The following is a 26,106-nucleotide window of genomic DNA, read 5'->3' on the forward strand; positions in this document are numbered from 1 at the left end:
CTACCCGTCCAGCGCCGTCGAACACGCCGCGAAGAGCCTTCTCCTCGTGCGCGCCCGCGCGCTGGGCGGAGCGCCGGCCAGGAAGTAGGCGATGTCCTCGGAGTCGGTGATGCTGCGGTGGGTCGGCATCCACCGCCTGCGGGTGGGCTTGTCGCCGTCGCGTTCCTCGACGACGGGCAGGAGGGCGCCAGCCCAGTCGTGGCCGTGTTCGCCTTTGGCTCCGGGGCTGGAGGCCAGGCGCTGCACGCCTGGCCGCGCGACCCCGACAGAAACCACCCCGCTTTTTCAGCCCCTCGAGTTCCAGGGGAGCGCTACACCGACCAGGCGACGGTCGAACGAGCGAACCTCAACGCTTGACACTTCAGCCCCCCGTACACCGAGAGAACCTCACCGACGCGGCCGCCGTAGCCGAGTCGGCCGTCTCGGACGCACCCACGCCGCCTCACCAAGGGCCGTCGGAATCTCTGCGACATATGACAGAAGGATGAGCAAACGGCATGTTTTTATCCAAACAGTGATAGACGTGGTGAGCGTGAGTGATCGCCGCTTGTGTCGCGGCCCCTGGATTCGGCCCGCTTTGGGAGGACAGAGATGAACCATGCCTCGCGCGGCGAGTCCGTGACGGTCTCAGAGCCACCGGGCCCCATCACCAAAGCGATCATCGGGGCCCTGTGGAAGCGGACGTTCGACCCTGATCCGGCGAACCCGATGTACCTTCCGCGGATCATCCGCGACGGCTACCCGGAGTGGGGGCTGCCCTCCTACGATCCCGCGGTACCCGGGGGGACGAGCGCACCGGTCGACATCCCGGACGTTCCCGATGACGTGGGCGATTCGGCGTGCGCGCGCGACGACGTGAGATACCCGCCGGTCTGTACGACCGCGCCGGCTCTGCAACTGACGAACATCCTGTTCACGAATCTCAGCGTCATGCAGGCCGTGAGCCTGAGCTTCTCCGACACGGAGCCCGTCTTCACTGCCGTGGTCAGCGTCGGCACCACCGACCAGCCGTTCACTCTCGACGCCGACGACCCCGCCAAGCCGAACTACTTGTTCTCCATCGGCTGCTGCGAGCCCGTCTCGCCCGAGTCGCACGACTGCGGCGAGCGGCGCTGGACGGCCGACGCCAGCGGGAGGTTCGTCGGCCGGGCACACGACGTGATCCTCACCCTCATCGTCCGGCTGAACACGAGCGGGTCCGGGCCCCTGACGGTCAATGTGCTCGGTGTCGGCCTCACGGTCGACCCCAAGGCGGTCACCGTCGACTTCGACGTGGACGGTGAGCCGCAGTGGGTACAGGACCTCGCCCAGATCGCGGTGAACGAGGGAGTCGGCAACGGGGGTCTGGTGAACGGCATGCGGACGTTCCTGAACCAGCCCGACGTGATCGAGAACATCGAGACGTTCGCCAACGAGGCACTCAAGAACATCCTGGCCGAGATGCCCTATGCCTGAGGCCGTGGTCACACACCCCTACAGCCGGGCGCGCTCGCTGGTGGCGGCGGAGGTGGCGGCGCTCGACGCGCGGCTTGAGGATCTCCTCGACGGACAGCGCTCGTACCTCTCCGACGCCGAGCTCGCGTTCCACCGCGGCGGCAAGCGCCTGCGTCCGTTACTGCTCCTGCTCAGCGCGCACGCCGCCGCGCGCACGCCGGTCGACGTGCTGCCCGAGAAGGCCGTGGCGGCCGCGGTCTCGCTGGAGCTCGCGCACGTCGGGTCGCTCATCCACGACGACATCGTCGACCGGGCGCCCACGCGTCGCGGCATGCCCACGGTGAGCGCCTCCCGCGGCTACGAACTGGCGCTGATCATCGGCGACCTGCAGTGGGTGCAGGCCACCCGGACCATGTCGGCCCACGTGGAGACCCGCGAGGACATCGCCCTCATGCGCGACTTCCTCGCCTCGGGCGAGGAGATGTGCCGCGGCCAGCTCGACGAGATGCTGGCGGCGGGGCCGGGTGACCGCTCCGAACTCGTGCGCCGCTACTTCCGGACCGTCGACCGGAAGACCGGGCGGCTCGTCGCCTTCGCGTGTGAAAGCGGCGCGCGCCTGGCCGGCGGGCTGCCTTCGGTGGTGGGTGGTCTTCGGCGCTTCGGCGGGTGGCTCGGCCGCGCCTTCCAGGTCGTCGACGACGTCCTGGACGTCGTACGGCCCGAGTCGGCCGCCGGCAAGGAGCCGCTCACGGACCTGCGGCAGGGCCGCCTCTCCCTGCCGCTGCTCTACACCCTCGACGACCTGCCCGGCGACCACCCGCTCCACGGCATCACCGACGGACGGCCGCTGTCCGAGGACGAGCTGGAGGACGGCATCCGGCTCCTGCGCCACGGGAACGGCTGGGTCCGCGCGCTCGGGGACGCGCGCGCGATCGTCACCACCGCCCGGGCCGAACTCGCGCTGCTCCCCGGCGGCCCGCACCGCGACGCGCTCGACGCGCTGGCCGCCCACCTCGTTGACCAGCCGTTCCTGGACTCCTACGGCACCGCGACCGCCTGCTCGCCCGAGAAAGGACACCCCCGGCCATGACGCTCCTCCCCGGCGCGGGCGACAACACCGACTGCGATCTCGTCGCCCGCCTGTGGCAACTGCTGAACTCGCCCGCCTCGGGCCAGTGGTACCTCGGCTCGATCATCCGGGACGGACTGCGCGTCCCGGCCCTGGGCATCGACATCCCCCCGTTCCCCGTCGTCTCGATCGGCGACATCCCCGAGCAGACGATGTTCGACTGGGCGACCGAGCACCTCGGCATCGCCATGTCCGCGACGGTGCTCAGCGGCCTGGACACGTTCACCGACGGCACCGCCGAGTGCCGGCCGGTGAGCTCCACCGCCACGGACGTCACCCTGACGCTCCGGTTCGGGCGGATCTTGTTCTCCGGCGCCTACGACGTCGGCGCGTCGGGCCTCACGGGGTGCGCCCTGGCGACCGCGGCGACGCTGCTCGGCAACCCGCCGTCCAGTGCCGGCGACAGTGCCGACCCGCGGCTCGAACTCGCGACGTGGTACCGCGACGACCCGAACGGCCTGGGACAATCGGAGAACGGCAAGGTCCTCGTCGGGACGTACTACCTGCACGAGGACACGATCGAGTCGGTGACGACCGCGCCGGCGTCCGAGGTCCCGGCGGCCGGGCTGTACCGGCAAGTGCTCTCCCAGCAGAAGATGAGCGCCGACGCGGTGACCGCCTCCACCGGCTATTACCAGCAGCAGGAGTCCGGTGAGGATCCACCCGGACAGCCGCCGAAGATCGGCGACAGCCCGCAGTACGCCGGCGGGTTCAAGACGTACACCTACCTCAACATGGCCGTGCAGCAGATGCGCGAGCAGGCGGGCCTGGCGCTGGAACCGGGCAACGAGTTCGCCGACCTTCAGAACGCGATGGCGCAGTTCAACGCCCAGGTCAAGGCATATCAGCGGAACAACCCGGGCGAGCACGACACTCAGAAGATCATGGACTACGTGGCCTCGGCCGAACAATTGTCGAACGAACAGCTCACCACCCTCGGGCTGCCCGGCATCCCGGTGCACGCGCCGGACAGCGAGGAGGTCGTCGACCACGTACAGCCGTGGCCGCTCGACCGCGACCGCGCACTGCGAGCCCACGCCGCTCGCGCACCGCGCGCTCGGTCCGCCGACGACTGGTTCAACGTCCGCGGGACGTTCAGCGACCAAGCCCAAGCGCTCTCGCTGACCGTGGCCGCCACGTTCACCGCGACCTCCGACAACAAACTGTTCGCGCAGGCGAACTCGATCACCCTCAGGATCGGGGCGCTGCGCATCATCCTCGGCAACAAGGACGGGTTCAACAGCCAGCCGGGCCTTTACGACAAGGTCACGAACTGGATCGCGAACACCCCGATGTTCCAGGACCTGCTCATCAGCAAGTTGAACGCCGGCCTGAACGGCAGGGCCGTGCTCGGCCATCTCAGCGACGCGCTGAACGCCGGTCTGAAGGAACTCGGGCTTCAGGAGCGGCATGCCACCTCATGACTTGCAGGAACTGCTCACCGCCGTCCAGGGATGCATCACGGGCAGCAGCGAGGACCGCCGTTTCGCCATGGCCCCCGACTACCTCGGATCCCCTGCGATCGCCTCCCTCATCACCGACTCGTTCCCCCTGACCGACGGTTACTGGGTGCTGCGAGCCCCCGACGACCCGCGGATCGAGGGCTCGGCCGTCGTCCTGACGGGCACCATGGACCTGCTGCTCGGCCTCGCGCCGGCCCGGCTGAAGGTCTCCTTCGACCTCGCCGACGCGGGGCTGCCGAGCCTGCTCGCCGAGCTGCCGCCCCTCGACCAGCCGCGCCCCCTCGTGGCCTGGAACCTCGGCAACGCCTTCCCGGTCTGGAGCGAGCAGCGGTCGGTCCTCACCCAACTCGTTTTCGACGCGCCTGCCTTCTGGTACAGCTCGATCGAACGGGCCGCCACGGACGGCACTCCGGCGGTCGCGGTGGGCCTGACATTCTCCGCCGCCACGCTGGAACTGGAAGGCGTCCTCGGCGCGCTCGGGAACCTGACGGGTCTACGGCTGAACGACCTCGACGGCGCGATCACCGGCCCGGAAACCGCGCCGCTCATGCAACTACGGGCGGCTCCCGTCACACCGCTTCCGATCCAGGGGCTCGACCTGCCGCTGGTGTTCACCGCCGTCTCGGCGCAGCCGTCCGGGGCCGGAAAGATCCAGGTCCCGCCCCCACCGTTCGAGACCTACCTGCAGTTCGTCTCCGAGGTGCAGATCGGCAGCGCCCCGCCGATCCCCGTGTCGCTGCGCTTCACGGGCGTCGGCACCATGCTGACGTTCGGCGCCGACCTGCGCGGGATCAGCCAGTACGCGATGAGCGAGCTGCAGGACTTCGTCCGGGGCGCGCCGATCGGCACGATGCTCGACGGTGTCTTCGAGATCGGCTCCTACGTCGGTCTGCGCGACCTCAGCGTCCACATCGGCCTCGAACCGCTGTCGCTCGCGGCGATCGGACTCGGCGTCGGCACCACCAAGCCGATCACCGTCGTGCCGGACTGGGTCGAGATCCCGGACGTCAACGTCGACTTCATGGTCGACAGCCCGGCCGACACCCCGGCCGTCACCGCGCTGCTGAGCGGCACGTTCACCTTCCTGCGCGACATCCCGGTGTCGATCACCGCCGCGTACCCGGAGATGGTCTTCACCGGGAGCGTCGAGCCGGACGAACCGATCCCGCTGGCACGGATCGTCGAGAAGTTCGTCCCGAGCGTCACGTCGTTTCCCGCGATCGCCCTGGACGACCTCTATGTGGCCGCCGACTTCGCGCAGCAGCAATACGCGTTCCAACTCGCCGTCTCAAGCGACTGGAAGATCCCGATCGGGATCGCGCGGTTCCAGCTCGAACAGGCCTCGCTGGCCCTGGGGTACGACGGCGCCGCGCCGGCGAGCGGCTTCAGCGGCGAGATCGCGGCGAGCGCCGTCCTCTTCGCCGAGGACGACACGGAGATCGCGCGGTTCTTCGCCGACTGGAAGATGCCCGGCGCGGACTTCGTGCTGCAGGGCACCTTCCCCGAGATCGACCTCACTCGGCTGGGGACGGTGCTCACCGGGGGCGGGGTCCCGAACTCCGAGGGAGTGCCGCAGATCGTCCTGCGCGATTCGCTGGTGCGGCTGCGCATGGAGGCGGCCGCCGGCCGGACGCGGCGGCTGACCGGCACGACGGCCTACCGCTTCGACCTCGCCACGACGGTCGACGTCCAGGACATCGGCCAGGCCGCGCTGGCGTTCGAAGTGCGCCGTGGCACGGACGGGAGGACAGGCTTCGCCGCCGGCCTGGTGGTCCAGCCCGGGTGGAAGCCCGACCGGCTCTGGAGCGGGCTGCGCAGCGTCATGGACGTGATCGACGTCCAGGACGCGGGCCTGATCCTGTCCTCGATCACCGACCAGCAGTTCACCCTGCCGGGCTTCGACCGCCTGCCCTATGTGCCGCCGGTGATCCAGCCCGGGGTGACGTTCTTCAGCTCCGTCGAGCTCAAGGGCGACGTCTTCTCGCTGCTGCGCGACCTCTTCGACCACGACCTCGAACTGGACCTGTACGCGCGCATCGACCCCTCGAACATCGTCGACTCCGAGATCAAGGCGTCCCTGCCGGGTGACGCGGGTCGGAACGCGGTCAGCTTCACCGGCCTCGAAGTCGCCATGAAGCCCGGCGCGGGCGAATTCTCGATCACCGCCGGCGCCCGCTTCGTGATGTTCGGGGAGTTGCTGACGCTGCGCGGCGTCGGCGCCGTCAAGCTCGGGCCGCCGACGAGCGCGACGTTCGCCATCAGCGTCGCCGACTGGGAACACCCCTTCGGCATCACCGGCCTGACGGTCCGCACGTTCGGGCTCGCCGTCTCGCTCGACGCGGAGGGCCTGGGCGTCGGCGTGCTCGGCACCTTCGTCATCGGCGACGACCCCGCGACGCAGTTCCAGTTCACGGTCGGCGGCGACGTGAAGGACTTCGAGGTGCCGGACGCGTTCGTCTGCGCACTGGAGTCGGTGTCGCATCGGCCGCTGAAGGTGACGGACCTGGTCAAGCAGTTCACCTCGCTCGACCTGTCGGACGTACCGCTCCTCGACGGCCTCGCGTTCACCAAGCTCGCCTTCTACATCGTCGGGAACCCGGCCGGCTGGACCGGCCCCGGCGGCTACTACCCGGCCGGGATCGGCATCGACGCGGACCTGACGCTCTACGACTGGCAACTCGCCCTCAAGCTGGAGGTGGACAAGAAGCGCGGAATCCTCGCCGACGGCGCCCTGAGTAAGCCGATCGAGATCGAGGGCCTCCTGAAGATCTCCGACGCCGAGGGGACGAAGGGCCCGCGGATGCGGATCGACACCAGTGCGCTGACCGGCATCCCCGTCCGCAGCCGCATCGACGAGATCACGTTCCGGCACGCCCGCCCGCTGCCCGACGGGGTGACGTACGCGGTCATGCCGGTCAACCCGTACGCCGTTCTCACCGCCGGCGGGTCCGACAAGGCGTACTTCACGGCGTCGGGCGCGCTGCGGGTGCTCGGCGTGGACGAGTCGTTCTCCGGATCGGTCACCGCCGACGGGTTCGAGGTCAACTTCCACACCCTGCTGGCGAAACTGTTCCGCGCCGGGTTCACGGCGTCGTTCTCGAAGAGTTCGGGGTTCGAGGGGCACGCGAAAGGCTCGTTCGACTTCTCGCTGAACTTCCCGAACGGTGTGAAGATCGACGGCTGGCAGGTGCTGCCGCCGGTCGTCGTCGAGGGGCCGAACGCGACGCTGATGATCGACCTCGTCCTGAAGACGACCCAGGCGAGCGTCGCCCTCGACCTCAATCTCAACTGGGGCTCGCTCAACTTCCACCCGAAGTTCTCGCTCGACGCCACCCAGGTCGCAAACATGCTCGCCGACCTGTGGAACCAGATCGTCGCATGGATCACGGACCATCCGAAGACGTTCTTCGCCGATCTGCTGGCCGATGTCGCCAAGTACGTCAAGGCACTGGCCGACGGCCTCATCTGGGCCGGCCAGAGCGCCCTCGAGATCGCCGAAGTGCTCTATCACGTGTTCGGCGTCGACGACGTGGTGAAGATGGCCGGCTACCTCGCCGACATCGCACGGCTCGGCTTCGCGGACATGCTCGAAGCCCTTATGGCGGTGCTGGGGGTGAGCTACGAGGTGGCGCTGGCCGCCCTTCGGGCGGTCGGCGACACCTGCGCCGTGGCGACGAACGAATTCGTGATCTACGGCGGCGATGCGACCCGTCGGCCGGGAGGCGGACGATGACCCCGTTCGACGTCGCGGTGGGGCTCGACGAGGCGGCCATGTCGCAGGCCATGGCGGCCGTCTATCGCGAGTTGTATCCCCGGGTGTTCACCGGGTCACAGCGCGTCGAGAAGGCGGGTCTGGAGTTCGTCGTCTCGTGGGATGTGAAGGCGCCGCCGACCGTGGTGCTCGGCCCTCCGCCCGAAGGACGCCACCTCCTCGCCCGGCACCTGCGCACGCATCTGGAGCCCCCTTCGGGCCTCACCGTCGAGCAGTTGATCGACGCCTATGCCGCGACACTGGCGCACACCACGTTCCAGGTCGTCGCCAACGAGATGACGATGAGCATCGAGGGCGGCGGCGAGCACGCCACCGTCCCGGTGAAGGTCGTCCTGTACGTGCAGATCGACTCGTTCGGCGCGCATATGACGCTGCGTCCGCTGAAGGCGACCGGGACCACCGGCAACCCCACCGACGACTGGTTCCTCAACAACATCATCCTGCCCGAGGCGGTCAAGGTCGCCCAGGAGATGCTGCCGGGAATCGACCTGCCGCCACTGACCTTCGCCGGCGTCGGCCTCACCCCACCGGCCGCCGACGTGACACCCCGGCACGTCGTCGCCCTCGCCGCGCTGTCGGGAAGACCGGTGCCCACGCCGCCGTACCCCGAGAACTGGCCGCAGAGCCAGTTCTTCGCGGTGCTGAGCGACGACGCCAAGCTAGCGATCGGCCGTGCGGGCGTGCGGTCCATGGTCGGCAAGCCGTTCGGCGAAAGCGGGAGCGTCGACATCGGCATCGGCACCGCCCAGTACGCGGCGACGGCACGCATCGCCGCGATCGACGTCGGCCTCGCCGGCCGGGGCGCGCCGCAGTTCACGTTCTCCGCGGCGATCACCGGCAACGTACGGGCCGGCATCACGATCGGGTGCACCACCTTCGGCGTGAACTACACGCTGTACGCGGCACCGCCGCCGACCGGCACGATCGGCCTCGAACTGAGCGGCACCCGGGTGAGCGCGAGAACCCAGCACGTCAACACGTTCGTGCTGCTCATCAGCCCCGACGGCAGTCCGATCGAATGGCTGCTCTCGGCGCTCACCGTGCCGCTGCTGCAGGCGGTCACGGCGGTGTTCTCCCCGCTCATCACCATGGCGTTCGAGGGGCTCGTCTTCCCGGTGACGGTCCTGCCGAGCGTGTTCATCGACACCAGCGGCGTGCGCCTCGCCGTCACGCCGACCGACGTTCACTTCGCGACGTTCGCCGGCCTGACGTCGATCGAGGGCACGGCCCGGATCACCGGAGGCTGAACTATGCCACCCACCAAGCTCATTCGCACCAGCGGGACGAGTCTCGGCCCGGGCCCCAAGCTCGTCGTCGACTTCATCAACACCTGGCAGGGCAACGCCGTCCTCGTCTCCTTCCCGGACGGCGGGTTCATGCTGGTCGACTGCGGCTCACAGGCGACGAGCACCAAAGGCTGGCCGTTCACGCATGTGCAGAGCTACATCACGTCCGTCACCGGCGGCAACCGCATCAGGACCGTGGTGCTCAGCCACGGCGACGACGACCACACCGCCTTCGTCCCCTACATCGCGGAGGCGGCCAAGCCGACCTACGTGCACTTCGGCGGCTCGATCAAGAGCTACAGCGACGACGTCCAGAAATGGATCAACCGACAGGAGGGGAAGAAGGACCAGCACGTCTTCCGGTACCCGCCGAACTACTGCGTGCCCCAGCCGGACGCCGACTTCGGGTCGGCGACGACGACCGGTGCGGCCCAGGTGATGGCGCTGGCCGCCAACTTCGGCAGGACGACGAACAGCAAGAGCATCGTCCTGATGATCCGCTTCGGCAAGCAAGCGGTGGTCCTCCCCGGCGACGCGGACACCAACACCGAGACGTTCATCCTGCGCAAGGTCTCGAAGAAATACCTCTCCCAGTGCACCGTCCTGATGCCCGGCCACCACGGTGCCGCCGAGTCGACGGGAAAGCCGTTTGCCGAAAAGCTGGACCCCGACGTTGCCGTGATTTCGGCGAGCGGAGCGAACATGTCCTACGCTCATCCCAACTGCGCGAAGACCACCCTGCTGGGCAAGTACTGCCTCGACGGGGCCGTCAGCCACAACGTGACCTGTTCGGTGGGCAAGGGATTCCCGTACACGGTCTGGGACACCACCGAGACGATCCTGACCACCGCCACCAACGGCGACGTGCGCTTCATCTCCGACGGCACGAACTGGCGGCTCCTGGCCAGTACGACGACGGCCTACGAGCTCGCGCAAGCGGAACCCCACCCGCTGCTGCGCTCGATGGTTGCCAACGCTCCCTGGAACCGACGCCCGGCCATCCGGTTTCCGGCGGTTCGGCTCGACCCTGACCCGAACCTTGAACCACTCGCCGAACCGGAGGTGAGCGGTCGGGCCCGCGAACCCGACCGACGAAGGCAGCCGCTGACGGACACACCTGGTGCGTTGCCACAAGGGTGATCGCAGCCAACCCGCCGGCTCCTGCTGTATGGGAGTGTGAGACCGGCGATGACGGCGTCGTGGTCTCGTTCCAGGCCCCGGATGAAAGCGTGCAGACGGGGCAGCTCGGACCTGGTGATCCACTTCACCCTCCATCCACCCGTCGCCCAAGCCGCTTGAACGTGACAGTGCCGTCGTAGGTGTTCTCGGTCTTCTTGACGTTGGCGTCGAGGGTGCTGGTGACCGATCCGCGTGCCGGGTCGACGTAGGTGTACGTCTTGTGGGACTGGCCGTTGGAGGCGAGCTTGGGGGCGGCGACGACGGTGGAGGTGAGCGGGCCGGCCGCTGCGGGGTAGTACGTCGTGGTGGTGGCGTTGCCCTTGGCGTCCGTGATGCCAAGGGGACGTCCGAGGGTGTCGTACGTGGTCTTGGTGACCGTCTGCCAGCCGCCGTTGAGGGCAGGGGTGCGGTCGTTCGTACTGATCGCGGCCGGGTATGCCTTGGCTCTGCCGGTCCAGGTGGCGATGCCGCGGGTCGGTGTCTGCGTGGCGGACCAGCCGGTGGCGGCAGCGTCGTCGTAGACGACGGCGGCGTCGGAGAGCACGTCTCCGCGGGTCTTGGAGTTCGCCGGAAGGTTCAGTTTGTCGTCGGTGATGTCAGCCCCGGCGGAGTCCAGGCAGGCAGACCCGATGACTCGGGTGCGGGAGACGAGGCTGGTGAGGCCCTTGTCGGGGTTGCGTGCGTACCAGACGCGGGTGCAGGTATCGTCCCCGGTCTTGGCCTGGTCGCCGATGGCTTCGGTCTGGGTGACCAGGCCGTAGGTGTTGTCGTAGGTGTGTGAGGTGTAGCTGCGCCGCCAGGTGTTGCTGATGGGCAGGTAGGTGTAGGCGTAGGTGCGGCCGGTGCGGATGAAGTAGGCCTTGGTGTGGGCGTAGGGCCGTTGTTGGCTGGCGGTTTCCTTGCCCCAGATGTTGTTGACCGTAACGGAGACGGGCTCGGTGCCGTTGTAGGTGAGTTCCTGGCGCAGGAACCCTGCGTACTGGTCGTAGTCGGTGGCGTCCGAAACGTCCAGGCCTGCCACGTCGATGCCGGGGACAACGGCGGTGCGTGTGGTTGTGGTGTTCAGGCGTTTGTCGCCGTGCATGCCCTGCATGTACTGACGAACCGTCTTGGACTGCGGGTGCCTGGTGTCACCGGTGTAGATCGTGACCTTGCGGTAGCCGCGCCAGCTGGACCAGGTGCGCTCGTCCTCGGGCGTGAAGGGGTCGTCGTTGTAGTGCCAGCCGGGGTTCTCGTAGGTGTAGGAATTCTCCACGGCCTCGTTCTGGCCGGCTGGATCCGAGGTGGACACGGAGATGGCGTTGTACTTGTGGAACCAGTCCAGTTGCGGGTCGCCGCCGTTGGCGGGCCAGTACACGGGGTAGCAGGACAGGCTGTTGTCGTCCTCGGCCTTGGGCATCTTGCTGCCACGGACGCACTCCGGGCCGGAGAGGGTGACCGTGGTGATGGCGCCGGTCTCGGTGGTGATGGTGTTGATGCGGGGGCGGGTCAGCGGAACGATTTTGTCGCCGTCGGACTCCACGCGGTTGGGCCGCATGTGGTAGCCGAACTCCACCGGCGGCACGGTGATGGTGCCGCCGTTCTTCCCGGTGCGTTGGAGTGTCTTGAGGGTGAGGGTCTTGTCGGACGGGTTGCCGATGTCCGCGCCGTCCAGGAACTGGTAGGTCATGCTGTAGCTGTCGACCGGCTTGTACGCGTCGGGTCGTAGACCTGCGTGCCGTCGCTCATTGCTCCCGCCCAGAGACGGATGTCTCCGACGAGAATCTCCGGTGCTGGTTCGGTGCTGAATTCGGCGGGTCAGTGGCGGGAAAACAGCAGGTCGTAGCTCTGATCGGATGAGTTGTCGTACCACTCGATGGTGGTCCCGATGAGACTTGCGGCGACGATGTGCTTGAGCGAGAGGGTGGTCGGCGGGGCGGATGCCGAGGCAGCCATGAGTGCCACTTCCGGACGGTTGGCGGGGACGGTTTCGTGTCGCCACACCGTAGGAACGCGCAGGTCAGAGGCGTATGTGGTGGGACACCATAGTTCTCGGTCCGGGTGTGCGCGGGGCCACCATGACAGGCATGTCGAGACTGCTTCGAGGATCGCGCCGCAGGTCGGCAGGTCGGCAGGTCCCGTGGGCCGGGGACGCGCCTCGCGCCCCGCTCCGGACATTCCGGGCGGGGCGCGAGGTGAACGCGGCCTACGAAACAGGATTCCGCCGACCCTCGGACTTACCGGGCCATCGGGTTTCCTGCTTGCTGTCAGGCTTGGTCCTGGCTGATGGATCCCTCCTCGCTCTGGGACCTCTTGTGCGCGGGCTTCTTGTGTACGGGCTTCTTGTGCGGCGGCTTGTGGTGCGGGGGCTTGGGGGGCCGCGGCTTGCTGATGTCGATGGTGACCTTGGCGGGCTTGCTGGCGATCTGGTTCCCTTGCGGGTCGGTTCCCGCCGCCACCGCCACATTGGTGACGGGACAGAGCTTGCCGTCACCGCCGCCGGCCTTGGTCTTCTTGCAGGCGTTGGCGTCGGCCTGAGTGATGGTGTACGTACCGTGGCAGGTCGTACTGGCACCCGGCGCCAGCGTGGTCGAGTCGCAGGTGATATTGGTGACGCGGTCGTCGCTGACCAGCACGTTGTGCAACGTTGTGCTGCCCGTGTTGGTGACGGTGTAGGAGTACTGCACCTTCTTCCCGACGGTGTACGGACCGGGCGTGACAACACGCTTCTTCAGGGTGATGTGCGGGGCCCCGACCGGCAGCGTCAGCTGGGTCTCCGGAGAGGTGACGGTCTCGCCGTCCGCCCTACCGGTCGCCGTGGCGGTGTTGGTGACGGAGCCGGCCGTACCGTCAGCCGCGGTGATCGTGTACGTGCCGGTGCAGGTGGTGGTGTCGCCGGGTCTCTCCGACGGGGCCAATGTGGTCGATCGGCAGGTGATGCCGGTGACATGGTCGTCGTTCACCGCGACATCGGTCAGCTCCACCCCGCCCGTGTTGCGGACGGTGTAGGAGAAGGTGACCGTCTGCCCGACGGAGTAGGGGCCGGGCGTCTCGGCCTTCTTCTCCACGACGAGACCGGGCGGCTGTTCGATCGGCACGCTCTGCGACGACGGCGGCGACGTGACCGTCTCGCCGTTCGACGTGCCCGTCGCGATGGCCGTGTTGTCGATGGAACCGTGCGCCACATCGGCGGCCGTGACCGTATAGGTGGCGGTGCAGGTGACCGTCTGACCGCTCGCCAGCGTCGTCGTGGGACAGGTCACCGGGCCGATCTTCGGGTCGGTGACGGCGAGGCCGGTGATGTCCGTCGCGCCCGAGTTGGTGACCACGAAGTCGTACGGCACCTTCGACCCGGCCACCAGGTCACCGGGCAGCGGCTGCCTGACCTGCTTGACGAGGTTCAACTGCGGCAGCGGCTGGTCACTGGTGACGACCACGTTGCGGATGAGGTGGACATCGGTGAACAGACCCGTCGAGGCGGCGAATCCGAACTTGTAGGTGGGGGGCACCGGTTGCGGAGCGGGCGTGCTGAGCACCTGGTGGAAGCCGGTACCGTCGTTGAAGTCGACCGACACGGTGAGCACTGGGTTGGGGGCCGGGGTGAGCTGCACGTGGACCCGGCGGCGCGACGGTTCGAGCAGTGCCTCGGCCTCGGCGGGGGTGGCTCCCGGCGGCAGCGCGGTCAGCGGTCCCTGCAGGTTTCCGGGAAGCGTCGACGGCCAGGGCCCGGTGGTGGTGAAGTTGCTGGTGGTGGCGGTCAGGAAGCAGTAGCCCTCGATCCCGTCGCCGGGGCCGCGCACCGTGACCATGTTGGCCCCGGGAGCGGGAATGCGGAACCCCGTCCCGGCGGGCGAACGGTTGGCGCAGCCGTTCCCGCGGTGCTCCCAGTCTCCGAAGTAGTTCCCGAGGACGTCGAGCCCCACGCCCAGGTAGCCACGGTCCACACCGGGCAGGAACGTGGCGGTGGGGTCGTCGTCGGGGAGCTTCTGCGCGTACCCGAGGCTGCCGCCGAAGGCGCCCGGGTGGGTCAGCGCGCCGTCACCGTTCACCAGGAAGAACGAGATGCCGTCGGCGGGGGTGGCCGGGGTCGTACTTCCGTACTGCCACTGGTCGAAGGTGACGTCGAGGCCCTGGTTGGCGGGCAGCGCGTGATTGTAGAGGACGGCTCCCGCCTGGTCGTTCGAGGCGTCCGTCAGTCGCAGGTAACCGTGCGGCGCTCCGTTGGAGGGCGGCACCGGCCCGACCCCTTCCGGACAACCGCCCAGCGGGTGGTCCCCCGGACCCGGCGCGGCGGCGGCCGGGGCGCCGGTGAGACAGGCCGACCCCACACCGGTGAACTCCGGGGCCGTGGCCTGCGTGAACGTCTCATCGACCAGGGGAGTCCCCGCGGCACGCGGCTGGGCCTGGGCGCCGACGTCCAGCGCCAGCGGCGCTCCAGTGCCAACGACGAGCGCCAGTGCCGCCGCGGCGAGTCGCACAGTCCGCGCGCGCGGCGCGCGTCGACCGGACGACGGTGAGTACTTTCTTCGTTTCATGCCTGCACAAGTAGCAGTCACTGTACGCCTCGGTCTCCGTGACAGACCGTCATATGACCCAATGGGTGTCGCGGTGGACCTCACCTGGCGGTACGTCCCTCCGGGCAGTGGGCCGGTCTGGCGTGGTGCCTGACCTCCTCTCCCACCCCGGTGCGTCCCGTGGCAGTGTCACGGCGGCGGGCACACCGGGTCCTTGCACGGTCTGGTGCGGGGCCTTCACGTTCCCGCCCAGGTCGGGTCTGCCCGGTCCGCGGCGCCGAGGCCGACCGTTGCCGCAGTGGGGCGTTCATGGTTTCTCGTGACGTGGCAGCAGTTTCATGGCTGCCTCGGCGGTCAGGTCGGGTGTCGGCCCCGCGTCAAGCGTGGCTCCCTGCTCGTCCGGTGCGAGGGGCTCGGCACGGTTGTCGTTGAGCCGGGCGGCGGTATCGGCGCGAAGCGGCCGGTGCGCCCCGGTGGGTGGACCGGGGTGGCCGTCAGATGTCGTCCGGCGTGGCTGCTTGATCGTCGAGCATGTCTTCCCGTCGCCGGCCGTCTCCGTCCCCCCGGCGCGGGGGCGGGCCCTGCGAGCCGGCCGGGTACTCCTCCAGCGGAACGAGGTCCCTCTCCCAGGCGGAGAGTACGGGCTCGACGACCCGCCACGCCCCCTCGGCCTCGTCGCCCCGGATGAACAGGGCGGGATTCCCCGTCAGGACATCCAGCAGGAGCCGGCCGTAGGCGGGCAGGCCCTGGGGTTCCGTCCGAGCAGTCAGCGTGAGCGGAACGAACTCGTGGGCGTGGGCACCGGTGCCCGTCAGATCCAGGGTCAGCCCTTCCGGTTCGAGCGCAAAGCGAAGGACGTTGGGCAGGGCCTCTCCGCTGTGGCCGAAGGGCAGGTGAGGTACGGAACGGAAGCGCACCGCGACCTCCTTGCGGTCCTCCTTGAGTGCTTTGCCGCTGCGGAGCCGGAATGTTGTTCCGGCCCAGCGCCAGCTGTCCAGTTCCAGTTCCACTTCGGCGAAGGTCTCGGTACGGCGCTGCGGGTTCACGCCTTCCTCGTCGACGTAGGCCGGGATGTCGCGGTCACCGATCCTGCCGGGCAGATAGCGCGCGCGGCGCGTGCGATGCACGACGTCGTGCTCGGTCAGGAACCGCACGGAGCGCAGCACGTCGACCTTCCGGTCGCGCAGATCCCGCTCACCGAGAGTGATCGGCGGTTCCATGGCCACCAGGCAGAGCAATTGCAGGAGGTGGTTCTGGAGCATGTCCTTGAGCGCCCCGACGTGGTCGTAATAGCCGGCCCTGCCTTCCAGCGCGAGAGTCTCGTCCCAAATGATCTCCACTTCGGCGATGTGGACGCTGTTCCAGATGGGTTCCAGCACGCGGTTGGCCAGGCGGCTGCCGAGTACGTTCTGGACGGTCGTCATGGCCAGGAAGTGATCCACCCGGAACACCGCCTGCTCCGGCACGAGGTCGGCGAGCAGCCGGTTCAGTTCCTGCGCGCCGGCCAGGTCCTCGCCGAACGGCTTCTCCAGCACGATCCGGCTCCCGGTGGGCAGACCCGCCTCGTGCAGTGCGGTGACCACGCCGGGGAAGAGCGCCGGGGGGAGTGCGAGGTAGACGGCGACGGGTCCGTCGCCGGCGATGGCTGCGGCGACGTCGTCGGGGTCGGTGACATCGGCGCGCAGATAGCGGGCCGAGGCCGCGATCGCCTCCTTGGCGCCGGACGGACAGGGTCCGCCGTGACGGTCGAACTGGGCAGCGATCCACTCCCGGTACCGATCGGTGTCCCAGTCCTCCCTGCTTGCGCCCGTCACCTGCATCTGGTTGCCGAGATGCCCTGCGGCCTGCAGGGCGGCCAACGCCGGCAGCAGATAACGTGCGGTGAGGTCTCCTGTCGCGCCGAAAATCGCGAGCCGGTTGATCATCCTTGCGCGCCTGCCTTCGCTCGGGTGAGGTTCACGCCACTGGCGATGACCCCGATGTGGCTGAACGCCTGAGGGAAGTTGCCCATGAACTCTCCTGTGGACGGGTTGATCTGCTCCGACAGCAGCCCCAGCGGACTCGTCCGGGCGCACAACGAGGCATACAGTTCTTCGGCCTCCTCGATCCGGCCCTGACCGATCAGGTTGTCGACCAGCCAGAAACTGCGCAGGACGAAGGCGCCCTCGTCGCCGGGCAGGCCGTCGGAGGTCTCCTCGTGCAGGTAGCGGTAGAGCAGCCCGTCACCTGCTGACAGACGTTCGGCGACGGCTCTTGTGGTCGCCACCATCCGCGGGTGATCAGCCGGCACCACCTGGCGCAGCGGGAGCGCGAGCAGGCTCGCGTCCAGAATGCCGCCGCCGTCCAGATGCGCGCTGAGGGTCTGCGCGTCCTCGTCCCAGGACTGCTCCAGGACGAGTCGGCGCAGCTGTTCGGCCGAGGCGCGCCAACACCCGCGGGCCGATGCCGCCCTGCACGGTATGGGAGTCGGAGGTGCAGACGAGGGCCCGAGTCGTCCGCACAACGGCGTCGCCCGGACCCGGCTGCGGGACGGGCTTCTCCAAGAAACCCACGCGCCCGATTTCCTTCATCACAAAGGACTTCATCTGCTCCGTCCCTCCTGGCAATGCAGCACGGTCACGTGGAACGGCGGCAACGCAGAACCGGACCGATTCCGGCCGGGCGGGCAGTGGCCGGCCGTGCCGCTCCCGTGCTCACGCTCCCAGGGATCGTGCCGGATCGCGATCCGACCGCTCCAGCAGAGGCGCATTCCAGTGAGGGAAGGGTGTGGCTCTGCTGGATACAGGGGACAGCCCGACGCGGACGGGGCCATCCCTGTGCTGCTCGCCGAGAGCTCACCGGCCACCGTCACGGACCACAACGACCGGACAGGCAGCGTGCTGAGTACAGAGCTGAGCCACCGATCCCAACAGCGGCGGATGCCCGAAGAAGGCGACCGCGTCCGCACGCCATCGTGACCGCCGGCCGGCCGCCTCCGTGGAGGCCCGTTCCGCGTAGCGCCGCATGCCGGCCCGCGTTCCGGCCGCCACCCCCGCCGTTCGCCGACCTCCCGGACGGCTGCGACGGTCCCCGGCGTGCCGGACCCGTCGCCGAGCGCGGAGGTCGCGATGCCCTTGCGGGCGGTGCGGTGGGTGATGCCGCGCTCGCGTAACCATCGCCGCAGGTGGGAGTAGTCGTAGCCTTTGCCGGCGTGGAGTTCTGCCGACGTGCGTCGTCGGTGTCCGCGGCGGGAGCGGATCGACGGTATGCCCTTCACGAGCGGGAGCAGGGCCTGGCGGTCGTGCGTGCTCGCGCCCGTTTCAGTACCAGCCGCAGTGGGGCCAGTGTGAAAGCGCTCTGAAGTAGTCCTGCACACAAGGAAGTTGTGCGTTATGGTGCTGCTCCTTCGATGTCCCGCCGAGGAGGGAGACCGACGTGGAACAGCCCGAGGCCGCGGACCTCGCACTGGGGCGGGCCATCGTGGCGCGGATCGCCCCCGAGGAGCTGCCCTACTTCGACGAGACCGTGGCGAGCCTGCCGAAGCACCCCGGCCGGCGGGCCCGGCGGCGCCCCGGGGACGATCCGCTGGCCTTCGGCGGTGCCGCCGAACTCGTCGTCACCAGCATCGCCTGCGGGGTCGCCACCGAGGTGGTCAAGATGATGGGCGAGACGGTCGGCAGCGGTCTGGTGGCCCGGCTCCGCCGCCTGCTGACCCGCGGTCGCGGCGAGGACCCGGCCGCGCCCGATACCGGACAGCGGCCTCCCGCCCTCACCGAGGAGCGGATTGCCGAGCTGGGGGTCGCGGCCGGACGTACCGCCGTTCTCCTCGGTCTGCCGCCGGACCGCTCCGAGCTGCTCGCCGAGGCGGTCCGGGACCAGCTGAGGGCGGCCGACAGGCCCGGTTCCGGCACATGACTGCCGCGGGGAGCGGCGAGCTGCACCTGGAAACGGTGCCGCCACCGCGTCGGCCGCTGCCCTCGGGGACGCTCCTCGCGTTCGTCCTGCTGATCTGTGCGGTGCTGGCGTCCATGTCCGTCCTGCACCCCGGCTACGCCGACTTCATCGCCGGCGGCCGGGGCGCCACCGACCTCAACGACTGCGTGCGCAAGGCGATGCGGGAGGCCGGCGGGACAGGTGACTTCATCAGGGCCGGTCCTCGGCAGGAGCCGTGCGACTCCAGCGACGACCGCACCTCGCAGGGCATCCTCGTCTCGTACGTGATCCTCGCCGTGGCCACGGCCGCCCACTACTGGTTCCGCTCCGCCCGCCGTGCCCGGCGCCGCGGGGTGCGCCCGCTGGACGCGGAGCGCTTCCCCGCTCTGCACGCGGAGGTCGCCCGCCTGGCCGCGGGCGTCGAGCAGGCCCGCGGGGTCACCTTCCTGGTGGACTTCCTCGACGCCGGGGTGAACGGCGTCTCCTTCGGCCGTGCCGGCCGCCGCCACATCATCCTCAGCCGTGGCCTGATCCGCCTCCACGACGCGGGCGCGGCGGACCGTGCGGCCTTTCGGGCCGTCGTCCTCCACGAGCTGGCGCATCTACGCAACCGCGATGTCGACATCACCCTGATCACCCTGGGCATGCTGCGCTGCTACTTCGCGCTGATGCTGTTCCCCAGGATGTTCGGGGACCTGGTCGGGATGGTCTTTGTGCCAGGAAGCGCCCCGTACTCGGGGGCCGCGCTGTTCGACTCGGCCTTTCTCGCCGCGATTGCGCTTGTCGCCCGTTCGGTGATCCTGCGGACCAGGGAGTTCCGGGCGGACGCCCGGGTAGTGGAGTGGCTGGGGACCTCCGCCCCGCTGCTGCACGCCTTCGACCTCGCCTCGGCGGGGTCCGGCGGCCGGCCACGGCGGTCGGTCCGCGGCTGGTGGGCGCGGCTCACCCGCACCCATCCGTCGTTCGCGCAGCGCCGGGCCTGCCTGGCGGACGAGGCGCTGCTGATGCACCAGGGCTTCGGTTTCGCCTTCGTCATCGGTTTCTGCTTGCCGACCTCCTGGGATCCGGTGGCCTCGGTCACTGCACGGATCCGGGAGGGCGGCGGCATCAGCGGCTGGTGGCCGACGTGGCTGATCACCCTGCTGGTGGTGCTGGTGCTGCTGCTGACAGTCGTCCGCGCCTCACTGCACCGGCTGGGCCACCGGGCAGGAGCGCCCTCGCCGGTGCCCTTCCGGCTGGGGGTGGGCCTCGGGGTGCTGGCGGGCTTCGCCCTCTCGCCCAGTGCCGTCGTCGACCATCTGATGCTGCCGGGACTGCGCTTCTCCTCGCAGTTCTCCGGCTGGCTGACGGTGGCACTGCTGGCGCTGCTGTTCACCCTGTGGTGCCAGTTCCTCGGGGATTGCTGGGCCCGTTCGGTGGATCTGGCACGCCGGCCGTTCCTCACGGTCGCGGTGCCGGGGCTGGTGGTGGCGGGTGCGGTGGTCGCCGAGGCGGACACCGTCTTCGGGCTCCAGTGGCAGATCGAGTTCGGCCAGTTCATGGACGAGCGGCTGGCCGCGATGCCGGGACCGCTGCACGCCGCGGTGTGGACGCAGTACGTGTACATGACCCAGCTGGTCGATCCGTGGTGGCTGCTCGCTCTGCTGGCGCTGCTGCTGGGGGTGCCGCTGGCCGGGGCCGTACGCGGTCGGCGGCTGGCTCGGTACATGGTGCAGGACCGGGTCCGGCCGGCCCGGCGTGCCCTCCTCGTGGCGCTGGTCATGACGGCGCTGACGGCCGTCCTCCTGCCGCCCGCCTATACCTGGTGGGCGCAGGCGCGGGGCCTGGGCGCGCTGGCGTACCCGTACTTCCTCACCCCGATCACGATGGCGGCGGCCGCGGGGACGCTGGCGGGCGGGCTGGCCAGGACCCGTGGCATGGTGTGGGCGGTGGCCACCGCACTCGTGGTCGGGGGGCTGCTGTCGCTGTCGATGCCGCGGGCACTGTGGGGCTCCCAGTTGGGCGTCGGGATCGAGGGCGCGGTCCTCGGCACCCTCCTGACGGCGGCGCTACCGCGCGGCCGCCCCTTCTCTCGACGGACGGGCGCACCGAGCCCGGACGCCACCCCGCCGGACAGACCCTGAGGGGATGCCCTATGGGGTGGGGCTGATCAGGGGCATGACCGCTCATTCCCTGCGCTTGAGGCGAGCGGGTGGTCGGCCGGGCGGATGCCGAGGCAGCCCATGCGTACCACTTCCGAACGGTTGGCGGGGACGGTTTCGTGTTGCCACAACGTAGGAACACGCAGGTCAGGGGCGTATGTGGTGGGACGCCATAGTTCTCGGGCCAGGCGTGCGCGGGGCCACCATGACGGGCGTGCCGGGACGGCTTCGAGGACCGTGTTGCAGGCCGGTAGGCCCCTGTCCGAGTTGCTTCGATCAGCATGATCTGGCGCCCGCAGGCGGTCGTGCGGCGAGGTACGGTCGGGCCCCCGGTCAGGCGTCGGCGCGTGGGGCCCGGAATGCTGATGTGAGGGGAGCTACGGGCGCAGACATCGCTATGGCCGACCCGGCCGAGTGGGGCCATGGCGTGACCCCGTGGCGTCGGGCCCTCACTGAATCCGACCTGCATTCGGTGAGGTGCTGCGCGCACGAGTTGCTGAGGAAGGGCTTCGAATCCGACTGACCTCTGTGGCGCGAGCATCTGCCATCCGCATCCGAGATGCCGGACGCGGGTTCCGGCTACCGACATGCTGGACGTGTGTTCCGGTACCGGCGCAGCCCAATCGCCGCCGCCCGCTTCGGTGTTGCCCGTGGTTGCCCGCGTGTCCGCCATCGATACCTCGGCCGCGAGCACACCTCCGTCCCGCTACCGGCTGCGTCGACTGCAACAGCACGTGCTCCGCCGGACGCCGGCCCGTCCTTGCTTCGAAGTGCGGCCGCCGGCCAGTTCTGCATTTCTTTCTTTCAGTGCCTGAAGATATCCTTGCCCTTCTCCACCGCCTGCTTCACTTTGCCCTTCATCTTTTGGGCCCTCCCTTTTCCCTCCAGGCTTTCGTTGCCCACGGCCCGTCCGACCGTTTCCTTTGTTTTCCCCTCCGTGATGTTGCCAATGTTCTTGGATTTCTTTCCGATACCCATGTCGTTCTCCCTGGGCTCATTCGGGTGGTGGCAGCAGAGTTCCAAGAGGTCCAAGATCCAAGTTGAGATCCTGCAAGGAAAGGTCGTATCGAGAACAGAGTTCAATCATACGACTGTGCAGAATCATCAAAGTTGCTCCGAGACGCTCCTCCTGTTCCTCGGTGAGGTCGCCCGCGTCGACCCGCTGAAGGGCCTGGCGTTCCATGAGCTGTCGTAGCAGCTCGACGAGTGTGAGTACGAGTTTGATCAGGTCCCGTTCCACCGTGTCCGGGGCTGTGGTGACCCGGTGGGCCGGCCTTCGTACCTCCGCGCCGCCCCGGGGCAGGATGTCCTGCGGCGTTGCGGGCAGCATGCGGAAGGCGCGGGCGGCTGCTTCGGCGATCTCGTCGAGGCGGCTTCCGGGCGGACGGTCCTCACCGGTCATGGTCGTCTCCTGCAGGTGCTGAGATGGCATGCCAGGGGGAAGGATTCTCTTCGCTGATGGAGACGATCAGCGCGCGCAGCGATATGCGTACGAGGTCGATATCGGCGATGGAGAGCACGACGTCACCGGTGAGGACCACACCTCCGCTGAGCAACCGGTCCAGCAGGTCGATCAGTGCGATCTGCCGTTCAGGCAGCGGCTCCTCCCGCCTGTCCGCCGCCCTCATGGCATGGCCTTCTTCCGCGGTTCGGCCTCAGCGAGGGTGGCGAAGGAGTACGGGGCCCACGGCCCGGTGACTTCGACGCGTACACCGGAGAGCCCTTCTGCGGCCCGCATGACGTCGGCGCGGAAGTCTTCGGCGTGCTGCAGCGGTACAAGGTAGGCGTCGTTGATGACGTTCTCTCCCGGCCCGCGGGCGAGTTCGCCTTGCTGCGGCCGATGCTGGACGCGATCAACCGCATGAGCGCGACCGGCGGCCTCGACCCGCTCGGCTGCCTGTTCGGCGTCCCGATAGGCGTCTTCGCGGGCATGCCGCTGTGCTCGGCGCCGGCTGAGGTAGGCCCGCCCGGGGCTCAGATCCGCGTCTGGGCTGAGGCCCGTGTCCGGGCTCACGCCGGTGTCTGGGTTCAGGCCCGTGCCTGTGGGTGCGTCTGTTGGGCTCTCGGTCGCCGCGGGCGGTTCGACATAGATCTTGACGCCCCACTCCACCTGCGCTGCCAGGTCGGTCAGTCTGCCGGCGAACGCCTCATGGCGTGCCCGGAGCATCAGTCGCACCCGCTCGTCGTCGAGGTATACCGTCGCCAGACGCAGTGGCAGGACGGCGGTGCGGGCGGCCAACGCCTCGATCACCCGGTGATGGGCGCGGGCAACGGCCTCCAGCCAGTCCAAGTCCTCAAGATGCGTTCGCAGCGCGGCTTCTTGGAAGTCCCGCTCGGGTACCGGGCTCACGGCGACCACCACATCATCGTTGCGCCCTACACGCACTAGATGCACCGGCGTGTCCGCTACTCCAGAGAGCCCGGACAGAGCTTCCTCCAGCGATCCGTCGGTGTCCCGTGCCACGGCGTACGCATAGGTGATGGCCTCGGTCATTGCTCGTCCCGCCTCTCGCTGCGGGGGCTGGGCCGTGCCCGTTCGGCGCGTGAGGTGCGGCGGGGGGCAGCGGCACGGCTCTCCTCGTCCCCGGCCGGTGGCAGCTCACGGTCCTCGCGCAATGCCGTGATCTCGGCCTGCAGCCGTTTGTTCTCCTCGGCGAGTGAGCGGTAGCCGTCGTTGGCGCGTGACGAAAGTGAGGGATCGTGCTCCCACCAGTCAATGCCCATTTCCTTCGCCTTGTCCACCGACGCGATCAGCAGGCGCAGCTTGATGGTAAGCAGTTCGATGTCCAGGAGGTTGATCTGGATATCGCCTGCGATGACGATGCCCTTGTCCAGGACGCGCTCCAGGATGTCGGCGAGATTGGCCGAGGAGCCCTGGCCGTACGGGGCGGACCTGGACGGTAGGTCGCCCAGCCTCCTGGCGACGGGTTCGGTCACGGCCGCTGCACCTCAATTCCCTGGTGTCCCGGAGCCTCGACGGGAGCGCGTGGCGACGCGCCCGCCCCGCCGGCTGCCGCGATCAGGTGTCGACGCCCTGGACATGGGCCCTGATCTCGTCCAGCCGGTCGAGCAACTCGTCCTCGCGCCGGTCGAAGGTTTCCTCGTCGATGTCTCCCGCCACGAGCGCTCGCTCAAGTGCGGCGAGTTCCCGTTCGACGGGTGCTGGGTCGTAGTACTCGTTCTCCGCGGCCTCGACGACGCGCTCCATGACCCAGGCCACGCCGCGCACCGGCGCCAGCGGAAGAGTCGCGAGTTGAGTCAGCAGTCCCATGAGGACTCCCTAGACGAAGCTGTAGGCGGGCAGCGGGCCGACCAGCCGCAGGTCGAAGTCCTCACCCAGTTCCTTGGCGATGTCCTGTTCCGCGCCGAGGAAGCTCTTCTCATTGTCCCGCTCCACAAGGAAGGACACATTCAGGAAGTCGTTCCCGGTCGGCTGCGACGAGCGTTCTTCCCGCGCGAATCCGCGCAGCGCATCGAGGACTCCGACGGCGAGCCGATCCTGCCGCGCTTGCACTTCTCGGGAGACCAGCTCCCCGAGGGCGAGCGGCAGGTCCGGGCTGCTGCGGCCGCTTCTGATCTCCTCGTTGAGCTCGCGCGCCTCGGCGGACTCCTGAAGGATCTGGCGCAGCAGCGCATCCTCGTCCTGGGCGGCCTTCAGGTGGTACTCCACGCAGCCATCCAGCGCCTGCAAGCGTTCGCTGAACTCATCCGCCCCGTCCTCCAGGACCGCTCGTACAGCGTCGTCGTCCGTGGTGGTGAAGCCGAACTGCAGCGGCAGAACGGTGCCGTCGGCCATCAGCTGTTCCTGGACGGCCTGGTGTGCGCCGAGGTCTCGGCGTTTGGGACGCAACTCCTCGGGCGCGTCGCTGACGACCGCGGACAGCATTTTGGTACGCACCGTGCGAAGGGTCGCAGGCGGTTCCCCCACCCCGTGGAGGCCGTCCAAGCGCTGCGGATGGGTGGCCCTGACAACGGAATACACGTATACGCCCATGATTCACTCCTCGCGGCGTCGGGCGGCAGGCCGACGCCGCGGCCGCTCCCGCCTCTCCTGGGGCTCCTTGCGCCTCTCTTCCGGCTGCTCGGCCTCCTCGTCGTCATGTCCTCCCTTCAGAGCATCGGTCAGTACGTCAGCGGCCCCGCTCAGAGCACCCTTGGCCTTACCGTGCGCTCCGCCCTCGGTCACCTCGCCGACCAGGTCGGTCAGCTGAGACGGAGCCTTGCGGCCCTCCTCCAGGTCGAGGCGGTTGCAGGCCTCCGCGAAGCGCAGATAGGTATCCACGCTCGCCACGACGATGCGGGCATCGATCTTGAGGATCTCGATGCCCACCAAGGACACGCGTACAAAGACATCGATCACCAGGCCACGGTCCAGAATCAGCTCGAGGATGTCGTAAAGATTCCCCGACCCTCCTCCGCCGGCCCTGGAAACGGTTCCTCCGCCCTGCGGCACCATAGTCATGGTGCCTCCTTTCAGCAGCTCACACGTTGCTCCGGACGAGGCCGTTTCCGTTCGTCCAGCAGGCGGTACAGCACGTGCATTCCGGCCCTAGCCACGCGGGTCGATCTGGGCTCGGGTGTAGCGGCGGGTGCGCTCGTACGCCAGCAGTTCGCCTTCCTCGTCCAGCGTCACCCGGTAGCTCGCCATCACGCTGGTGGTGCCGGGGATACGCTCCAGCTCCAAGACCTCGACGTCCGCCTGCCAGCCGCTCTCCGTCGGCTTCACCGCCGAGACGGATTCGGGTGCTCGCCCCAAAAGCTCCTGGAGCTGCTCGGCCGCGTACCGCATGGCCCGCGGGGCCGAAACCCGATGGGCCGCACGCTTCGTTTCACTCGTACGGCTGCCGGCCCGTCCGGTGCTGGATTTCCTGGCGGTCTTCTTGACGGGTTTCTTGCTGGACGGACGCCGGACGCGCCCTGCCTCGTCCTCTTCGCCTACGGCCATGTTCCCGCTCCGGAATCGGAGACCACATGATGCCCGCGTCCCCTTCGCAAGACGCGATTCCATAATATACGGCCTGGGCTGACTGCATCTCGGAGCTCGCACCGTTGTTTCAGTGCCGGGCACGGCCTCCTGATCCGTGTGCCGTAGCCCCTGCCGGCTCCATAACGCCATCGCTGCCGCACAAGAAACGCTGTGAGCGGTGGGCACGCCATTCCTCAAGGAAGGAATCGCCTTCACTGAGGCCCTGGACGCCGATGACGAACGCAAGCGGCGATCAGTAGCCGTGCGTGTTTCGAGAATGACGGAACGTCGGCATTCACGCTACTGCGCTCCGGAGTGCAGTACCGCCACG

Annotated in this window: 23 protein-coding genes and 1 pseudogene; 8 read left to right on the forward strand and 16 right to left on the reverse strand. The window is 68.7% G+C overall.

The genetic code is table 11. The features are described 5' to 3' along the window. The gene (locus tag ACIOMQ_RS17295; RefSeq protein ID WP_401987827.1) at window positions 1-246 is read right to left on the reverse strand and encodes a hypothetical protein; all 246 of its coding nucleotides are present in this window, start codon (window positions 244-246) and stop codon (window positions 1-3) included. A 345-nt stretch (window positions 247-591) separates the two neighbouring features. Here ACIOMQ_RS17295 and ACIOMQ_RS17300 point away from each other — a divergent pair, with 345 nt between their 5' ends. Genes ACIOMQ_RS17300 through ACIOMQ_RS17325 form a run of 6 tightly spaced genes read left to right on the forward strand, consistent with a single transcriptional unit; the run spans window position 592 to window position 10,224 of the window. Further along, on the forward strand, window positions 592-1,455 hold the full coding sequence (locus ACIOMQ_RS17300; RefSeq protein ID WP_362212897.1) for a hypothetical protein: 864 nt from the start codon (window positions 592-594) through the stop codon (window positions 1,453-1,455). A 4-nt stretch (window positions 1,456-1,459) separates the two neighbouring features. Continuing rightward, on the forward strand, window positions 1,460-2,524 hold the full coding sequence (locus ACIOMQ_RS17305; protein ID WP_402189377.1) for a polyprenyl synthetase family protein: 1,065 nt from the start codon (window positions 1,460-1,462) through the stop codon (window positions 2,522-2,524). Next, complete coding sequence (locus tag ACIOMQ_RS17310; protein WP_402189379.1) at window positions 2,521-3,987, forward strand: hypothetical protein; 1,467 nt, start codon at window positions 2,521-2,523, stop codon at window positions 3,985-3,987. Before ACIOMQ_RS17305 ends, ACIOMQ_RS17310 begins: the two co-directional genes overlap by 4 nt. Further along, entirely contained in the window at window positions 3,974-7,759 is a 3,786-nt protein-coding gene (locus tag ACIOMQ_RS17315) for a hypothetical protein (RefSeq protein WP_402189381.1), read from the forward strand. The genes ACIOMQ_RS17310 and ACIOMQ_RS17315 overlap by 14 nt, the downstream gene beginning before the upstream one ends. Next, window positions 7,756-9,045, forward strand: coding sequence for a hypothetical protein (locus ACIOMQ_RS17320; protein WP_402189384.1), 1,290 nt, complete (start codon window positions 7,756-7,758; stop codon window positions 9,043-9,045). The genes ACIOMQ_RS17315 and ACIOMQ_RS17320 overlap by 4 nt, the downstream gene beginning before the upstream one ends. A 3-nt stretch (window positions 9,046-9,048) precedes the next feature. Next, the gene (locus ACIOMQ_RS17325; RefSeq protein WP_401268887.1) at window positions 9,049-10,224 is read left to right on the forward strand and encodes a ComEC/Rec2 family competence protein; all 1,176 of its coding nucleotides are present in this window, start codon (window positions 9,049-9,051) and stop codon (window positions 10,222-10,224) included. Between the two features lie 124 nt (window positions 10,225-10,348). Here the strand turns inward: ACIOMQ_RS17325 and ACIOMQ_RS17330 are convergent, their stop codons facing one another. The 6 genes and pseudogenes from ACIOMQ_RS17330 to ACIOMQ_RS17355 form a co-directional block, all read right to left on the reverse strand. Then, a complete protein-coding gene (locus tag ACIOMQ_RS17330; protein ID WP_402189386.1) occupies window positions 10,349-11,932 on the reverse strand; it encodes a hypothetical protein in 1,584 nt (527 codons plus the stop codon). Between the two features lie 128 nt (window positions 11,933-12,060). Beyond that, complete coding sequence (locus tag ACIOMQ_RS17335) at window positions 12,061-12,198, reverse strand: hypothetical protein (protein WP_401940541.1); 138 nt, start codon at window positions 12,196-12,198, stop codon at window positions 12,061-12,063. 311 nt (window positions 12,199-12,509) lie between these two features. Beyond that, window positions 12,510-14,777 (reverse strand): hypothetical protein, encoded by a 2,268-nt coding sequence (locus tag ACIOMQ_RS17340; RefSeq protein WP_401940514.1) that lies wholly within the window; start codon window positions 14,775-14,777, stop codon window positions 12,510-12,512. 473 nt (window positions 14,778-15,250) lie between these two features. Next, entirely contained in the window at window positions 15,251-16,681 is a 1,431-nt protein-coding gene (locus ACIOMQ_RS17345) for a glucose-6-phosphate dehydrogenase (protein WP_401987835.1), read from the reverse strand. After that, window positions 16,678-17,259 (reverse strand): glycoside hydrolase family 15 protein, encoded by a 582-nt coding sequence (locus tag ACIOMQ_RS17350; protein ID WP_362198116.1) that lies wholly within the window; start codon window positions 17,257-17,259, stop codon window positions 16,678-16,680. Before ACIOMQ_RS17350 ends, ACIOMQ_RS17345 begins: the two co-directional genes overlap by 4 nt. Before the next feature lie 594 nt (window positions 17,260-17,853). Continuing rightward, a pseudogene (locus tag ACIOMQ_RS17355) lies at window positions 17,854-18,054 on the reverse strand (IS5/IS1182 family transposase); the annotation flags it as partial. A gap of 116 nt (window positions 18,055-18,170) precedes the next feature. Between ACIOMQ_RS17355 and ACIOMQ_RS17360 the strand changes: the two are divergent. Next, window positions 18,171-18,650, forward strand: a complete 480-nt coding sequence (locus tag ACIOMQ_RS17360) for a hypothetical protein (RefSeq protein ID WP_401268880.1) — start codon at window positions 18,171-18,173, stop codon at window positions 18,648-18,650. Further along, window positions 18,647-20,791, forward strand: a complete 2,145-nt coding sequence (locus ACIOMQ_RS17365) for a M48 family metallopeptidase (RefSeq protein ID WP_402189389.1) — start codon at window positions 18,647-18,649, stop codon at window positions 20,789-20,791. Before ACIOMQ_RS17360 ends, ACIOMQ_RS17365 begins: the two co-directional genes overlap by 4 nt. Window positions 20,792-21,613: 822 nt before the next feature. Here ACIOMQ_RS17365 and ACIOMQ_RS17370 read toward each other — a convergent pair. From ACIOMQ_RS17370 to ACIOMQ_RS17410, 9 genes are all read right to left on the reverse strand, one after another. Further along, on the reverse strand, window positions 21,614-21,787 hold the full coding sequence (locus ACIOMQ_RS17370; protein ID WP_362198125.1) for a CsbD family protein: 174 nt from the start codon (window positions 21,785-21,787) through the stop codon (window positions 21,614-21,616). 16 nt (window positions 21,788-21,803) lie between these two features. After that, window positions 21,804-22,211 carry a gas vesicle protein K gene (locus ACIOMQ_RS17375; protein WP_401268875.1) on the reverse strand — a complete coding sequence of 136 codons (408 nt, stop codon included), beginning with the start codon at window positions 22,209-22,211 and terminating at the stop codon, window positions 21,804-21,806. After that, window positions 22,201-22,437, reverse strand: coding sequence for a gas vesicle protein (locus ACIOMQ_RS17380; protein WP_362198131.1), 237 nt, complete (start codon window positions 22,435-22,437; stop codon window positions 22,201-22,203). The genes ACIOMQ_RS17375 and ACIOMQ_RS17380 overlap by 11 nt, the downstream gene beginning before the upstream one ends. Continuing rightward, on the reverse strand, window positions 22,434-23,303 hold the full coding sequence (locus tag ACIOMQ_RS17385) for a GvpL/GvpF family gas vesicle protein (RefSeq protein WP_362198134.1): 870 nt from the start codon (window positions 23,301-23,303) through the stop codon (window positions 22,434-22,436). Before ACIOMQ_RS17385 ends, ACIOMQ_RS17380 begins: the two co-directional genes overlap by 4 nt. After that, entirely contained in the window at window positions 23,300-23,746 is a 447-nt protein-coding gene (locus ACIOMQ_RS17390; RefSeq protein ID WP_401268872.1) for a gas vesicle protein, read from the reverse strand. The genes ACIOMQ_RS17385 and ACIOMQ_RS17390 overlap by 4 nt, the downstream gene beginning before the upstream one ends. A gap of 82 nt (window positions 23,747-23,828) precedes the next feature. Further along, window positions 23,829-24,080, reverse strand: a complete 252-nt coding sequence (locus ACIOMQ_RS17395; RefSeq protein ID WP_259930026.1) for a gas vesicle protein GvpG — start codon at window positions 24,078-24,080, stop codon at window positions 23,829-23,831. A gap of 9 nt (window positions 24,081-24,089) precedes the next feature. Continuing rightward, a complete protein-coding gene (locus ACIOMQ_RS17400; RefSeq protein WP_402127811.1) occupies window positions 24,090-24,803 on the reverse strand; it encodes a GvpL/GvpF family gas vesicle protein in 714 nt (237 codons plus the stop codon). Between the two features lie 3 nt (window positions 24,804-24,806). After that, entirely contained in the window at window positions 24,807-25,271 is a 465-nt protein-coding gene (locus tag ACIOMQ_RS17405; protein ID WP_362198144.1) for a gas vesicle structural protein GvpA, read from the reverse strand. Window positions 25,272-25,358: 87 nt separating this feature from the next. Then, entirely contained in the window at window positions 25,359-25,754 is a 396-nt protein-coding gene (locus tag ACIOMQ_RS17410) for a gas vesicle protein (RefSeq protein WP_362198148.1), read from the reverse strand. Between the last annotated feature and the right edge of the window lie 352 nt (window positions 25,755-26,106).

Origin of the sequence: Streptomyces sp. NPDC087845 (assembly GCF_044742755.1) — a bacterium.
Lineage (GTDB): Bacteria > Actinomycetota > Actinomycetes > Streptomycetales > Streptomycetaceae > Streptomyces.

Bases quoted from the DNA above. Each gene is read 5' to 3' on its own strand.
- ACIOMQ_RS17300 (WP_362212897.1), top strand. From the start codon at position 592: ATGAACCATGCCTCGCGCGGCGAGTCCGTGACGGTCTCAGAGCCACCG.
- ACIOMQ_RS17310 (WP_402189379.1), top strand. From the start codon at position 2,521: ATGACGCTCCTCCCCGGCGCGGGCGACAACACCGACTGCGATCTCGTC.
- ACIOMQ_RS17315 (WP_402189381.1), top strand. From the start codon at position 3,974: ATGCCACCTCATGACTTGCAGGAACTGCTCACCGCCGTCCAGGGATGC.
- ACIOMQ_RS17320 (WP_402189384.1), top strand. From the start codon at position 7,756: ATGACCCCGTTCGACGTCGCGGTGGGGCTCGACGAGGCGGCCATGTCG.
- ACIOMQ_RS17325 (WP_401268887.1), top strand. From the start codon at position 9,049: ATGCCACCCACCAAGCTCATTCGCACCAGCGGGACGAGTCTCGGCCCG.
- ACIOMQ_RS17330 (WP_402189386.1), bottom strand. From the start codon at position 11,932: ATGACCTACCAGTTCCTGGACGGCGCGGACATCGGCAACCCGTCCGAC.
- ACIOMQ_RS17335 (WP_401940541.1), bottom strand. From the start codon at position 12,198: ATGGCTGCCTCGGCATCCGCCCCGCCGACCACCCTCTCGCTCAAGCAC.
- ACIOMQ_RS17340 (WP_401940514.1), bottom strand. From the start codon at position 14,777: ATGAAACGAAGAAAGTACTCACCGTCGTCCGGTCGACGCGCGCCGCGC.
- ACIOMQ_RS17345 (WP_401987835.1), bottom strand. From the start codon at position 16,681: ATGATCAACCGGCTCGCGATTTTCGGCGCGACAGGAGACCTCACCGCA.
- ACIOMQ_RS17365 (WP_402189389.1), top strand. From the start codon at position 18,647: ATGACTGCCGCGGGGAGCGGCGAGCTGCACCTGGAAACGGTGCCGCCA.
- ACIOMQ_RS17370 (WP_362198125.1), bottom strand. From the start codon at position 21,787: ATGGGTATCGGAAAGAAATCCAAGAACATTGGCAACATCACGGAGGGG.
- ACIOMQ_RS17375 (WP_401268875.1), bottom strand. From the start codon at position 22,211: ATGACCGGTGAGGACCGTCCGCCCGGAAGCCGCCTCGACGAGATCGCC.
- ACIOMQ_RS17380 (WP_362198131.1), bottom strand. From the start codon at position 22,437: ATGAGGGCGGCGGACAGGCGGGAGGAGCCGCTGCCTGAACGGCAGATC.
- ACIOMQ_RS17385 (WP_362198134.1), bottom strand. From the start codon at position 23,303: ATGACCGAGGCCATCACCTATGCGTACGCCGTGGCACGGGACACCGAC.
- ACIOMQ_RS17395 (WP_259930026.1), bottom strand. From the start codon at position 24,080: ATGGGACTGCTGACTCAACTCGCGACTCTTCCGCTGGCGCCGGTGCGC.
- ACIOMQ_RS17400 (WP_402127811.1), bottom strand. From the start codon at position 24,803: ATGGGCGTATACGTGTATTCCGTTGTCAGGGCCACCCATCCGCAGCGC.
- ACIOMQ_RS17405 (WP_362198144.1), bottom strand. From the start codon at position 25,271: ATGACTATGGTGCCGCAGGGCGGAGGAACCGTTTCCAGGGCCGGCGGA.
- ACIOMQ_RS17410 (WP_362198148.1), bottom strand. From the start codon at position 25,754: ATGGCCGTAGGCGAAGAGGACGAGGCAGGGCGCGTCCGGCGTCCGTCC.